We start from the raw sequence: 14,472 nt of genomic DNA, 5'->3' as shown, positions 1-14,472 counted from the left end.
TCATCGGGTAATTTTGAGAGATTGGCAAGGGTTCTTTTTTTGACTTGATCTCCTTCTCGATAGGACTCTCGAAGAAGAACGGCGGGGGGGGAATTACGGTTAGGAACTTTTTCTATATACATGGCTATCATTTTAGCAAATAGAGAGAATTCTTGTCCATTAAGAAATTTTACAAATTACATGGGTACACTAAGAAAAGTTAAGGGGTATATCCATTGATGGATAAGGGTTTCGGCTATTATGGTATATATGTATGGGGGAAGTTCAGTTATATATAGCGGTTCTCGCATCTGTGCGGCACACTTAAACCTTTGCCGATTAAGCTGTTCAGTATCGGAAATGTACCTCTTCTGAATCAGAAACGCTATAACATTAATAGTATTTTTAGATAATTTTTGAGATGCAATGACGGATACGGAACTAGGACAGCGTATGCAGAAATTACGAGAGAACGCTGGGTTAACTCAAAGAAAACTAGCGCAACGGTTAGGTGTGACAGTGCAAACCGTAAGCAATTGGGAAACAGGCTACAGGGAACCGAGAATGAACCCATCCCAAACATTAAAGCTATGTCAATCCCTTAACTGCTCACTTGCACAACTAGCTGGAGCGATCGCACCATGCCAAAAGGACTGATACTAAATCCGTTGAGTATAGGTTACATATCAGACAGGCAAAAGGCAAGAGGCAAAGGGGAGAATAAATAATCAGTTTTTAATAACTGGATTTAGTATGACATATCTAGGTATCCCCAATCCCGCCAGCGATCGCAATTAAAGAAAATATAGGAGACAGAAAATGGCTAACGAAACCGTTACTTATTCCCTAGAAGCTGTTCTGACAAGGATCGAGGGGAAAATAGACTCCCTACAAAGAGATGTCAATCAAAAATTCGACAAAATCGATGAACGGTTAACCAAAGTAGAAATAGGACAATCGGAGATCAGAGGGGACATTAAAGCTTTAGATGAGCGACTAACTACAGAAATTAAGGGACTAACGACAGGGGTTGCCGATCAGGAATTTACCAACCGGGGGATTTTTATCGTCCTAATTGTCGCCATTTTAGGAGGGGCTGCTAAACTTTTTGGTTTTTTCCCCAATTCCTGACAGCGATCGCTGTCGGTTAGGCCGAGGTTGACACTAAAGACCTAATGTAAATTCTAAAATCCAGTTGATTCTTCTCGAACGAATGCCATCGGTCTCTAGATTCAACTATAACCCCAAACGCTGCTTTTGACGGGCTTTATAGGAAGCTAACAGCCAGATAGAGCCAGAAATCAAAGAAGGAGCAAGGACGAAAAAAGTGGCCATGGTCACGGGATGTTCCCGGGCCCAGACCCAATAAATCATCACGGCAAAAATCAAGCCACAGTAAGCTAGTCCTAGAAAGGGGATGCCAATGACCAAAACAGCGAATCGAGTATCTTTATCCATAAAATATCGGGATGGCAGCGAAAATTTAGCTGATGGGTTCCGCTTGTCTCTCTCCTTATTTATAATCTTCCTTCTGGGATTGCTGGCGGAAAAATAAGGTATTTTTTAGAATTAGGCGCTGATTATTGGGGGACTTTCCTTGCCGAAACAAAGATTAGATTTATTATTAGTAGCCAAAAATCTCTGTGATTCCCGTCAACAGGCACAGCGATTAATTCGCGCTGGAGAAGTGAAAGTCAATCATCAAATCATCGATAAACCGGCCACAGAAATCGATCCAGAAGCGGCGATCGAGGTTAAGCAGAAACTGCCCTATTTGTCAAGGGGTGGCGAAAAATTAGCCAAGGCCTTAGAATTGTTTGCCATCGATGTCAGCGATCGCATTTGTTTAGATGGAGGCATTTCCACGGGGGGATTTACCGATTGTCTCTTGCAAAAAGGAGCAAAACGGGTTTATGGGGTCGATGTGGGTTATGGACAAGTGGCCTGGAGTTTACGGCAGGATCAACGAGTTGTTTTGCTAGAAAGAACTAATTTTCGCTATTTAACCCCAGAAAAGTTATACGGACAGGAAAAACCCGCCGATTTAGCAGTTATGGATCTGTCTTTTATTTCTCTGACCAAAGTGTTACCGACCCTGTGGACGCTATTAAATCCACCGCGAGAGGTGATTTTATTGGTCAAACCCCAATTCGAGGTGGGACGGGAAAAAGTCGGCAAAAAAGGGGTAGTTCGCGACCATCAAGACCAAGCATCGGCGATTTTTCAGGTTTTACAGGCCGCAGAAGTCTTGGGATGGTTCTATCGGGGTTTAACTTGGTCTCCCATTACCGGACCTGCGGGTAACGTCGAGTATCTTCTCTGGTTATCCACCGATACCGGCCCAGTTAGTCCCAGTTTAGCCGCGATCGCAGAAATCACCCAAGCAGCGATCGAACAGTTTTAAACTGGGTATTTTCTCAGGGAAGTCGGGAGAGGGGGAGATTTTCGGAAAACCCTTGACAAATGGCGAGACTTGCTTTATGCGTGGTGGGGATTCTTGCGCCCATATATAGCGGTTCTCGCATTTGTGCGGCACACTTAAACCTTTGCCGATTAAGCTGTTCAGGATCGGAAATGTACCTCTTCTGAATCAGAAACGCTATATATAGGGTTTTTGAGAGAAGATAAGAGAGAAAAAAATAGACTCAAAAATCGGGTTGAGTAGGAATAAGGATAAAGGTAATCTTTTACGCATTTAAGTTACATTGACAGCATTACCCTTATTTTTAAGTTTTCTACTCCATTTAATAATCAATTCCCCTTCATTTAAAAGCTGATTGACTACTTTTTCCAGTTCTTCTTGATTTTCAAATTCTCGATTAGCTATGTATTATTTAGCGGAATGCCACACTAATTATATTAGGTTGTAATCTGGACTATAAGCTGGTAAAAACTCTAGCCTAATATTGGGCAACTCTTTTTCCACCTGCTCAATAACATCCTTCTTTTTGTGATAACTAGCATTGTCTAATATAATGATAATCTTAGGTCCCTTTTCTCGAAAATCTTCGGGCGGATTTCTCAAGTTTATCCATTCTTGACGAATCTCTTCATGAAGTTTCTTTAATTGTTCATGGAAAGTTTCTGAATTTCCTTTTTTGATCATAAAACAGACTCGTTTTTTGTCATTATATCTTAAGGCTCCCATCACATTCACCCTTCCTCTTTTTCTTTGTCCATTCACTTTTTTTCGCTTTCCTTTTTTTGTCCAAGCTCTCCTTCTTATTACTCTCAAACTAAATCCACATTCATGAGGGGCTGTGTGGCGAACCTGCGTCGCCACCTTGAAAGCCCCGTCCCAAAACCATACCTGGATTGACTCTGGCTTTTCTTTGGCCAACTTTAAATATTCATCTAATTTTTCTTTATAGCGTTTCTCACACCTGTGTGGCACAGTGAAACCTTTGCTGATTAAACTTTTCACCATCGACAATGTACCTCTTGCGAACAGGAAACGCTATAAATGCTTTTCTTAATTTCTTGTCTTGCTTATCTTCTAGACTATATTTCGCCCAGATATACACATACTTTTTTCTTCTCAATATTCTTCTCACTTGCGAGCCACTCAGTTTAATTCCTGTTTCCTTTTCTAGATGCTCTGCTAATCTTGCCGCTGTCCATCTCCCGAATTCAGGCTCTTCGGGAATTGTTATGCAAATAATTAACTTAAAATAAAATTCGATGAGAGTGCCTACGCCCAAAAGTAGCTGAAACTCATATAGGCAAGGACTTAAGGCACAAACAGATTAATACCAAAAGATAGACAATTGAGTTAAGATTTGATACAATAGCCAAAAACCAGAGTATTTTACTTATGATACTTGACAAATTTTTGAACCTAAATGGTTAATAAGTACCCATGAGGGTACTCATTAACCATTTCCACAGTTGATGCTGTACCGCACAGATAACTCAGCTGGCTCTAGTTCCTTGAGTGCTTTCGGTCGTAACCGAAGACTTACGGGACAAGTGGCCAATCTGGATGCAGAGCCAGCTAACGACCAAGATAAGCGGCGGCAGATAACCTTCGCAACTTCACCAATATCTCTCAACCGTCCGCTTCATCGACTTGTTAGGCAAGCACCTTTCTTAAAAAGCATCAAGTATTTGAATCTTGCTTAAATTTCCCAAGAATTAATAGATCGCCCGGCACATATACTTTTTGCAGGTCAATATAGTTCCCACTGGGAAATAATAAGTTCTCAAGTGCAAAAACTGAAACTGCATCAAAACTAATTGCTTGAATTTGTGACTTAATTTGACTAGGAGCTTGTTGCTGCACTTGTTTCCCCACACTCGCTTTCGTATAATCACAAGCTGTACTCTTTTCGATATTCAACACGGATAGCATTTGTAAATCATCCGTTTGAATATTAATACTTAATTTTTTATCTCTTGGATTTTGGGGATTACTCGTTATATTAATTGCCATTAAAGCATTAATCCCACAGGTGACACTAGAACTATAGTTATTAGTAAAACGACTATATTCTGCTTGAGTCTCTACAGAAAATTCTACACTTTCTGTTTGGGGTTTTAATTCCAATGTCAGCTTGCCGTCCTCTTGAGAATGAAATGACATATCAGAAATATCCCACAACTGGGGATTTTTCTTTAACCAGAATGAATGACCATCGTTCCATACTGGATCCTTCCCCCCCGCATAATGTCCTCTTTCATTTAATGAGCGAAGATCAATGTTTACACTGAAATTCCCGGCAGTAAATTTACTAATCCATCTCTGATCATCACTAGCAATTTTAAGGTCTGATTTAAAACCTTCAAGAACCCAACCCATACTACTATGTAATCCTTGTGGCAGAACACTGTTAAAAAAGACTTTGCTGCTAATCATTAAACTGGTTTCATATCCTTGAGGAATCGGCTCATGGACATCATTGAGGAATGTTTGGTTGTAATTTTTAGCATCTCGATTAGCTGTTGCAATAAACAATTGCAACATTTTGTTTTTACTCGGAGTAACCAGAACTTTAAATAGAAATTGGTTAGGGGTAAGATCCTGCAATGTAGCAATATTTGATAAATCAAGCGAGTTAATGATATATCTGACAGGATGTTCTACAAAATAAGCTGTCAACGCTTTATTAAAATCAAGCCTTTCCTCATCGCTCATGTTAATTTCATTTGCCTTAAAACTACCTTTCTGTAAATCCAAGACAACACTATACACATTACCTCCCTTTGACTCTACTAAGCCCTGAAGTTTGGTAATAGGAATAATGGCAGTTAGAGTTTCTCCCTTAATAGACACAGGTGGATCACAATGCTCAGGATTATCATCTATAGTGATACATTTAGTCAGACTTCCACCAGTGATATGAAATTCCAATTCAACGGTTTGATCGTTGTTTACAAGAAAATTCAGTCTAGGATATCCATACTGTATATTGAACTCCTGGCTACAGACAATTTTAGGAGGTCCTTCTAAAGCTACAAATGGATCAGTTTTATGAGGAGGAATTGAATTGCTATATTTTTTTAGTTCGCAATCCAATTTGTTTAGCAGTGATTCGCCACTTTTCACTATGGACTGTAATTCTTCATAAGATTTTTGTAGAAGTTTATCATACTCGTCCTTACTTAATAGTTTTGTCTGTAGCTTAATCTCAGCAGGTAGTTGGTCATACGGCTCCTTAATGAGTATGTTATACTGCTTTTCAAGTTGAAGTGTATTATACTGATGTGTAAGCTCAGTTTGATACTGTGTTTTAAGGTTTTCTTCGGACTGATCTTTAAGTTCACGTAGTTTGTCATACGGGTCTCTAAGTAATTCCCCTTTTAGCAGTAGTTCATAATACTGACTTGCAAGCACATTATTAATATTATCAAGAGACATATTGAAAACCACATCCCAACCATTCAACGCAGAGCCTTGTCTATTATTATACATGGTTGAGACTAAATCTTGTTCAGAAGGAGCGTTTGTCGCTGCCAAAACCATGGATTTAGATTTAGAAGCTCTCAAACCTAAAGGTTGATCTTTTATTCTGGCTTTAAGAATGAAGGTCAGCTTGAGGTTTACAGTGCTATTCTTAAAGCGAATATTTTTGTTCAGTTGAGTCTTAGGGAAACCAATCTCCCATGTGGCAAAAGGAGTGATAGGATTCACAGCTTCTGACCACGATCTTCCCCGATCGATAAACTTAGGTTCATTGGTTTCAACGTCATACTTATAAGTCCGTTCTCTCCTCACAGTATGAAAAGTTAGCAAATGTCGTTCTGTATCTCGGTCATAAAACGGACTACCTTGATAAGCCAGATTAACCAAATATCGACCACTGTCTGTAGAAGCTACATCTTCAATGGTGGCTACCACTGCAACTACTCGAACATCAAAATATTCAAGGAATTCTAAATTATCTGGCTGGATAGAAAGTTGATAGGTATTCCCATTAATCAAACTATTAACATCAACTCCATGCACTTCAAACTCAATCGGATCTGTTTCCGAAGACTGAAACTGATTCAACTTGGTTTTTGCTTGAATGGTGCTATTCGACTGACGTGCTAATGCACCCTTAAATCCAAGCAAGTCAAATGATGTTATGGACGTAGCTGGTTGCAAATACTGGTACTGTAAAGATTGATCTTGTAAGGTAAATGCTTTTGACACAATACCAAGCATTTGACTACGAATAAATACTAAGCTTCCCGTCAAACCAATGAGATCAATTTCAGAACGGTCTAAATCTTCAATATTCCCAGATTTCAAATACCCTTCGAGTTGTGCTAAACGTGCTGCTTGTGCCTTACTCATCGCTTGCTGTTTCTGCTGGAGATAAATATCGCGGGCTATTTGATGGGCAGAAGATTTAGCACTAACCAACGCTTTACCTCGAAGCACAAGAATCCCAAAGGCTTTCTGAAGTTCAGCTTTTGCTGGAGTTACACTAGCATCTGATGGACCCGTTGCCAATATGTAAGTCATATTCTGACTCATTTCATCCCAGTTTAAATTAGAGGTAGCAAAATCATCTAACCCATCAAGCGTTTGTTGAGCATTTTGGATTGAACCTAAGCTACTTGTAGCAGAAGTATAGAGTTTGGAAGTTGCATTCAGAACATTGAGAACTTTCTGAATTCTTTGAAACATGAGACCAAGATCCTTGACAGCAGTTATAGAACTAGCTGGAATCAGAATACTTGCCCCTAGGGAAAATAGGTTAGTTGCTACATCTAAGGCAAACTTGATCGTCTCACGAGTTTGCCAATCTTCTACCGCCTGTTGATAATTTTCAACGGCTGTTGCTACTTCACTTTGTTGTTCATTGACTTGTCGTTCAAGATCATTGATTTTTTTATCTTGACCTTCATATTCTTCCTGTTTTTTATCAATGATTGAATCATAATAAGAAGCTAGATCCTTTTGCTGATCAGCAGTTGCTTTGACAATTCCAGTTAACAACTTTCCAGATTGAACAATGTTTTGATTCAGGGTTTTAGCGACATCAATGATCAGTTCTTTTTCTTTCCGTTGCTCTATTTGTTCTTGAGCTTGGTAAACTTGATCATTGATTTCTTTAATATAGTTCAAAATATTCGTGACTTGTTCCTTATAATCAGCATAAGGCAACAATGGCACAAAAGTTCCTAAACTTGATTTCGTAGTAACACGCGCTAAATCTAAAGCACGAACCCGAAGGTCTAGAAGTTCAATATCTGAGCTATCTTGAGGAATTATATCTGCAAGCCATAATAATCCATCTTTCACACAACAATGTTCTTGCTCTGAACAAACATTACTACCATTGATAATACCTTGAGCAAAAGTAAATGAAAATTCTAAACTATTTTTCAATCTTGGCAATAGTTCTGGACTAGGAGCTTTACGAATGTCCGCTTCTACTTTTATGCTATATCGAGCTTCGGATTCATCATCACTCAAAACATACTTTAGACCATCGACAATTGTGTGGTGTTTTATTCCCGATTGATTTTCAATGAGTAATGCTCCAAAAAATCGATTACAAGCGAAAGTAGCCGAATCATAAGCTGTATCGGTTAACGTAAGAGATGGAACTGAATTGCATTTTTCTAAGTTAACTAATTGTGCCAGAAAAACTACATCAGTTCCCGGAATATTCGTGATTTTTGAGCTTGATTGTTCGACAAAATTGGCAGAAAGTGTAAATTTTTTTACTTCTTCTCTGGCAATTAATTGTAATTCTGATAAATCTATACTAGGTTTGTAAACATCAATGATTGGTGTAGCGATTGCCGAAATGAAACCAGGAATTTCGCTTTCAGGGATCTGGGATTTAAAATCACAATCACAGTATTGAATAAATTTAGATTCTATTACTCCTTTATATTTTTGAACCATAGCAGCCTTGAACACTCTTCTCCAGACTTTCTTGCGATTATGTTCAGCGAACAAAGCCAAAGATGTGAGTTCAATTTTTATAGGTGCAATTTCTGTAAATTCTTGATTCAGTCGCTCAAGCGATATTCTTGAATCTTTTTGGAATGGAGCGAAAATACTATTTTTATTTTTTCCTGCCCAGGACGGTTCATTCCAGTCCTGAGCTTCTAATGTTTCATTCAGTTTATTATCTCCACTCAAACACAGAATCTTGCCATATTCTTTGACAAAACCGAATGCTCCTGTATTCGAATCAGTCGTAAAGTAATTAAACGAAACTGCTTCTGGTCCACTTAAAGGATTTTTTCCATTGGCATAAGCTTTTTTAATCCTTTCAAAACGTTGAGACGGATAAGCAAAAACTTGAAATATAACATCACCTGCCGTTACTTTGGAAACGAAATGCGTTCCCCAAACCTTAAAGAAATCTAAATAGGCTTGAGCATTTGCTTGAGTAATATTATCTGGGCTAAATCTACCGGATTTATCGGTTCCGTGACGTAAAGAAGTTAATTTTTGGCGAAAATCTTCATCAACCCCTAAATTCTCTGGAATTCGGGCAGGGTTAGGGTGGATGCGGATTCCTTGTTCTATACAGGGATGCTCTGCAATCCCGACTTCACGGCGTAGTTGTACCAAAGCATACCGAAAATCTTGATTACTTAGGTTAATACCAAGAGTTTCTGACAGTTTTTGTATAGCTCTCTTTTTATCTTTATCAGATATTAATAAATTCCCTGCTGGTAATGTGGGTTCTTCAATTCCATCAGATGGGTTTACTATTGTATAGGGAAATAAAACACTCAATAAATCTTCTGCTGAGTCATGTAGCGAGATTTCTGGATAGCTCCACGTTGGGTTTTCAGGAGTTACATCAAGTTCAAAATCGGTTAAAGCCTTTTTCTGTGGTTGAAACAGTCCGTTCCTCTCATCGTAGTTAGTCAAATTCCAGCTAGGGTCATATCCTAAAACCAGATTGGCTGTAGTACCTAATTTTACAGTACCCAAAATATCCATAAACTTTACTCCTTTTTGACTTATTTGTAAGGGTATGCACTTGCTGCCTAACTACTATGTTATAGGTCAACTTTCCGTATAACACTCTCCAGACTAACGATATGGGTCAACTTTCGGCATATCACCTCATTTAGGCGTGATCGCTAGAAGTTTCCGTATATCACGCCCAAAAGCGTGTTAGCCAGATTAGCATATTGCCAAAAACCTTGTTTAACTAAATTCCTGACAATTAGTCCAATTCTGGCGACGATTATTCGATCTGACCGCACCCCTTGATAAAAATTTATAATTATTCGATTCGTTTAATTGTCGAGGGCTTCTGTAAAGATTTTTTACCGTGAAATTATCATTCATACCCGATACAAGTATCCACCCCACACCCAGTAACAAACTTTTTGCCGCAAACCCTAATTCAACCCTTTGCTCCTGTACTTTTAGCAGCACAGGAGCAAAGCTGAAAATAAAAATTAATAACTGTCCTCATCGGTGATAACTTCCACGGGAATCACTTCTTCTAACACTTTTTCCTGCATTTCTTGGCGACGAATTGGTATTTTGGTTTTTTCTAATTCTGGTAAAGCTACTAATTCCCGTTGTTTTTCCCGGACAGTATTGGGTAACAACATCGGTAAAGGTTCGGGGGTTTCTAACCAGTAGCTGGCCACCGGTAAAGTATGTTCTAAATCTTCCAATAAACGGGGAATAATCATCACCGCGTGCAGTTCACCGATTTTCTCCGCTTCCCGCATTCCCGCATCAATGGCCACGGCCACATTAGCGACGGAACCCCGGATAATGGCCGTACACAAACCATCCCCAATTGTTTCGTAGGAAGCTAACTGCACATCGGCGGATTTTAACATGGCATCGGCTGCCCCCACCATAGCGGGAAAACCCCTGGTTTCCAAAAGACCGATCGACATATTGCTCAGTTTGCTGAAACCCCGTTGACTTTGGGCAATTTCAGCTAAACGGCTACCAATTGGGAAAATTACCTCTAAATTGGGCATCGGTCGGGGAATAACCGATTTAGATACCAATTGTCCGAACTGTGCGGCGGTTTTTGCCCCTTCTTCCACTGCTAACCGCACATCGGCAATATTACCACGCACGATCGCCGTACAGTGACCACCGCCAATTTTTTCGTAACCCACGAGGGTAACTTCTGCCGATTTTAGCATCATATCCGCGGTCCCGACGATCGCCGGAAAGCTGAGGGTAGAGACTAAACCCAAGGCGCTATCTTTGGGGTGACGCTTGGTTTTCATCGTCCTTTGACCGGGGTTAGTTGTGGACGAGGGGGGAATGCTTCCATTAACTCTTAATCTAGACATTGAAGATAAACTTGCCCTAACAGGTACGAAGGGGGTGATTGTCAGCTATCCTGTTACTATCTAGTCTATCCTGTTAACCTTAATTGCTATTGAAGATTTTTGAGGGATTAGATAAATTTTAGTTATTGTAGCTTGATCAAGTTGTCTATGACAGAACAGCCTCGCAGTACAGATGATCGAATCAGCGAAACGGAAGCGACCGAATTAATGCGATCGCTGCTTCATAAGGAAGGAAATTGGGTGAATTGGGGGCAAAAATGTCAAAAACTGCAAAAAGCTGGCTACGATTCCCAGTTAATTTTTGAACAAACCGGGTTTCAAAATGCCCAACAAAATTTAATTATTGTCGCTGCCCAAGTTTTTGAGAGTTTAATCAAAGCGGGGGCAGATGAAGATTTATTAAGTTACTACGTCGGGCCGCGCAGTGATGTGCTATACGAATTACGGATTCTCAACCAAGAACAAAGATTGGGGGCAGCGAAATTAGCGGCAGAAAAAAGGATTGAGGTGGCCGAAGCACACGATATCGCCAAAGCTATCCAGGATTTTTCCCGTTTATCCCAGATTCCCAGTGAATTTACCCGTCATCCTGGAGATGCGATCGCTTACCAGTGTTGGAAACGGGGCAAACAAAAGCGAGATTTAGCTGAAAGGGCGAAATTAATCGCTAAAGGTTTGAAATTTGCCCATTCTGACTCGGCCAGACAGGCGATCGAGTCTTTACTACAAGATTTTACCGTTACTCCCTCCCGTAGCGCACCCTTGCTACCCGTCCACCGTTTACAGGATGAGGACGAATTAGCCAGAATTATTCCTTTAGTAGGAAGATTTCCGGTGACGGTAACTGATATAAAATGCACAGAAAGTCTGAGCGTCGAGGAACCTTTTCGACTGGTAACAGTGGGGGATAAACAAACGATTGTGCCTCTCCCCGGTTGGCAAGCAATTCTCAAAGCGATCGATCCTGTAGCTATTTTATGGCCTAGCGATCAATTACCTCGATCGATTGCCACTAGGTCTGAGGAAGTGTTATTAGTGATCGATCGAGTTTTGGCCGAATGGGACGTGAACAATTATTATCTAGTGGAGAGGGATAATTCTGTCTTTTTACAATGGTTTGATAGTTCCCCCGATGTCACCATCCTAGGTGAATTAGTCTTGATTTTAAGAGCAAAAAATATCCTCGATGAAAAAAATATCACCGAACCCTGGCAAATGGACGACTAAAACTGATAACTGATATATGCGTGCAGTAATTTGTGGATATTATGGGAGAGGAAACGGAGGAGATGAGGCATTATTAGTGTCTCTATTGCAGATGTTACCCTCAGCAATTAAACCTATTGTTTTGTCAAATAATCCCAGAGAAACCAGTCAACGTTATGGAGTGGAAACTTGTCCTAGTCGGGACTGGTGGCAAGTTTTTCAAACTCTTAAAAAAGCCGATATATTTATCTGGGGTGGTGGCAGTTTAATGCAGGATGTCACCAGTTTTGCCAGTCCAATGTATTACGGTGGTTTAATGGCTCTCGCTCAATTATTGGGCTTAAAAACTATTGCTTGGGGCCAGGGAATTGGACCATTAAATAGACCTTTTACCCGTTGGTTAACCAAAAAAGTTTTGCAACAATGTAGTTTAGTTACTGTGCGCGATGATATATCGGCTCATTTAGTTGCCGATTGGGGTATTAGTCCCATTGTTGCCCCAGATCCAGTATGGGCTTTAGAAGCTCAATCAGTCAAGGGATTATCGGATTTACCCGCCCCAAGAATCGCCGTCAATTTACGTCCCCATCCCCTATTAACCCCAGCAAAATTAGATAAATTAACCCAAGCTTTAATTGATTTGCAGACCAGTACGGGGGCTTTTATTCTCTTAGTCCCTTTTCAAAAGTCGCGGGATTTGCCCCTCTGTGAAGCTGTAGCACGTCAATTAAGGGAAAATCATCAAATCATTAGTTTAGAGGATCCAAGACAGTTGAAAGGCTTATTTCGCGGGGTAGAAATGGTGATCGGAATGCGCTTTCATAGTTTGATTATGGCCGCAGCAGAAGATTGTCGTTGTTTTGCCCTTAGTTATGATCCGAAAGTGTCGCGATTAATTGCCGAAGTACCGATGCCGGGTTGGGAATTAGATCAGTTACCAGAGGCAGTTAATGATATTAGTAACACTTGGATTAATTTTTATGCCAATGGAGAGGGATTAACCAGCGATCGCAAACATTTTTTAATCGATCGAGCTTTAATTCATCGAGAAGTTTTATCTAGATTGGTGAGCTAATTTTTATGTCGAGTGCCATTACCGAAGCTATCACGACTATTGCCCTAGCTGAGACAAGATTTAATATACCTGTTGCTTTATAAGATATTAGTGCAAATGCTCAAAGTCTCTCTTCCTTCTCCCCACTTCCCCACTTCCCTGATTAATAACGGATACGAGGATCAATGTAAGCATTGATTAAATCGATCAAAATACTGGCAAAAACCACTATTGTCGCAAAAAAAGCCATTAATCCCTGCACTGTTGGGTAATCCCGCAGAGAAATCGCACGATATAACTGATTTCCCAAACCCGGCCAAGAAAAAGTAACTTCCGTCAAGACTGCACCCCCTAAAAGAGCCGCAAAAGTTAATCCTAAGACAGTAATTACAGGAATTAGAGCATTTTTCAGCGCATGGGCGATCATAATCGTTTTTTCTGGTATTCCTCTCGCTTTTGCCGCATCTACATAGTCCGCTTGCAAAGTTTGTTTCAGATTAACTCGCACCATCCGTTCAAAAATTCCACTCAAAAGAATGCCGAGAGTAAAACTAGGTAAGGCTAGATAATACAAAGCCGTGGGCAACTTATCTAGTTGCAGAGTCATCAGACTATCAAGGGTGTATAAACCCGTAATTGTCTGGGGTGGAGTTTCACTCAAAGGAAAACGAGTCCCCAAAGGAAACCAGCGCAACTGTACCGCAAAAATTAGCTGTAAGAGCATTCCTACCCAAAAAATCGGCAAGGAATAGGTTATCAGTCCAAATAAACGTCCCCCCGCGTCTAAGGGAGTATTGGGACGGGAAGCGGTGATAATTCCCAATCCGACTCCCACTATCACTGCAATCAGCATCCCATAAAAAGTTAGTTCCACCGTCGCCGGAAAATGTTTAGCGATAATCTCCCACACCGTCACCCCCTTACTGGTTAAAGAGTCTCCTAAATTGAGGCGCATTAGGTGAAAAATATAGTCTAGGTACTGGAAAAATAGGGGCTTATTCAGTCCTAACTGTTCTCTTAGGGCATTTTTGGCACTTTCAGGAGCGCGGTTGCCTAAAATCGCATCCGTGGGATCACCGGGAGCAACACGCATCAGCAGAAAAACCACCGTCACGATCGTCCATAACATCAAGGGAGCTAGGAGTAAACGCACCAGTAAATAGGATTGTAAAGCAGAGCGGCGAGACATGAGGGCTTTCCGATTAGAAAATAGACTCTCAAGGAACCATACCCCAAAATCGACCAGGCGATCGAGAGGGATTGAATAAAAAATTAAATAGAGGAAAAATATTTAGTACAGATAAACTATTTTGTCCGCCCCGCCAGTTCTGAGCCAAGGACTACCAAAAACTCCTAAAAGCTGAAAGGCTTACGTGGCAAGGGATAGAAAAAAGATCAAAAAATTTTGCCAAAAGGGGTTGACAAACTAGGGGAAGTTAGATACATTGGTAAATGCGCGGTTGAAGCAAAGCGAAAGCGAAGCGAAACAAACGACGCTG

10 protein-coding genes and 1 pseudogene are annotated in these 14,472 nt (G+C 40.4%); 5 read left to right on the top strand and 6 right to left on the bottom strand.

Annotated features, from left to right (window positions below):
- Positions 1–122: IS1634 family transposase N-terminal domain-related protein (locus IM485_RS23075; RefSeq protein WP_502882196.1), on the bottom strand; the 122-nt coding region annotated here is incomplete at its 3' end.
- Positions 123–405: 283 nt separating this feature from the next.
- Between IM485_RS23075 and IM485_RS18830 the strand changes: the two genes are divergently transcribed.
- The gene (locus IM485_RS18830) at positions 406–636 is read left to right on the top strand and encodes a helix-turn-helix domain-containing protein (protein WP_104397750.1); all 231 of its coding nucleotides are present in this window, start codon (positions 406–408) and stop codon (positions 634–636) included.
- Between the two features lie 162 nt (positions 637–798).
- Positions 799–1,110, top strand: coding sequence for a DUF4164 domain-containing protein (locus IM485_RS18825; RefSeq protein WP_287744986.1), 312 nt, complete (start codon positions 799–801; stop codon positions 1,108–1,110).
- Positions 1,111–1,215: 105 nt separating this feature from the next.
- Here the strand turns inward: IM485_RS18825 and IM485_RS18820 are convergent, their stop codons facing one another.
- Positions 1,216–1,437, bottom strand: a complete 222-nt coding sequence (locus IM485_RS18820; protein ID WP_079209331.1) for a hypothetical protein — start codon at positions 1,435–1,437, stop codon at positions 1,216–1,218.
- Between the two features lie 139 nt (positions 1,438–1,576).
- On the opposite strand from IM485_RS18820, the gene IM485_RS18815 reads away from it, so the two are divergent.
- A complete protein-coding gene (locus IM485_RS18815) occupies positions 1,577–2,383 on the top strand; it encodes a TlyA family RNA methyltransferase (protein ID WP_104397752.1) in 807 nt (268 codons plus the stop codon).
- Positions 2,384–2,674: 291 nt separating this feature from the next.
- On the opposite strand, the pseudogene IM485_RS18810 reads toward IM485_RS18815, so the two are convergent.
- The 3 genes and pseudogenes from IM485_RS18810 to ccmO all read right to left on the bottom strand — a co-directional run.
- Positions 2,675–3,617, bottom strand: a pseudogene (locus IM485_RS18810) (IS630 family transposase); the annotation flags it as partial.
- Between the two features lie 461 nt (positions 3,618–4,078).
- Positions 4,079–9,379, bottom strand: a complete 5,301-nt coding sequence (locus IM485_RS18805) for an MAC/perforin domain-containing protein (protein ID WP_287744985.1) — start codon at positions 9,377–9,379, stop codon at positions 4,079–4,081.
- A 467-nt stretch (positions 9,380–9,846) separates the two neighbouring features.
- A complete protein-coding gene (gene ccmO, locus IM485_RS18800) occupies positions 9,847–10,647 on the bottom strand; it encodes a beta-carboxysome assembly protein CcmO (protein WP_002775137.1) in 801 nt (266 codons plus the stop codon).
- A gap of 213 nt (positions 10,648–10,860) precedes the next feature.
- Between ccmO and raf1 the strand changes: the two genes are divergently transcribed.
- Positions 10,861–11,940, top strand: coding sequence for a RuBisCO accumulation factor 1 (gene raf1, locus IM485_RS18795; protein WP_287744984.1), 1,080 nt, complete (start codon positions 10,861–10,863; stop codon positions 11,938–11,940).
- A 16-nt stretch (positions 11,941–11,956) separates the two neighbouring features.
- Positions 11,957–12,994, top strand: a complete 1,038-nt coding sequence (csaB, locus tag IM485_RS18790) for a polysaccharide pyruvyl transferase CsaB (RefSeq protein WP_287744983.1) — start codon at positions 11,957–11,959, stop codon at positions 12,992–12,994.
- Between the two features lie 142 nt (positions 12,995–13,136).
- Here the strand turns inward: csaB and IM485_RS18785 are convergent, their stop codons facing one another.
- Positions 13,137–14,162, bottom strand: a complete 1,026-nt coding sequence (locus IM485_RS18785; RefSeq protein ID WP_104397756.1) for an ABC transporter permease — start codon at positions 14,160–14,162, stop codon at positions 13,137–13,139.
- Positions 14,163–14,472: the final 310 nt, after the last annotated feature.

This window comes from Microcystis sp. M169S2, assembly GCF_020245865.1.
Lineage (GTDB): Bacteria > Cyanobacteriota > Cyanobacteriia > Cyanobacteriales > Microcystaceae > Microcystis > Microcystis ichthyoblabe_A.
Note: the sequence above shows the minus strand (reverse complement) of the source record. Positions and strands in the feature narration are given on the sequence as shown.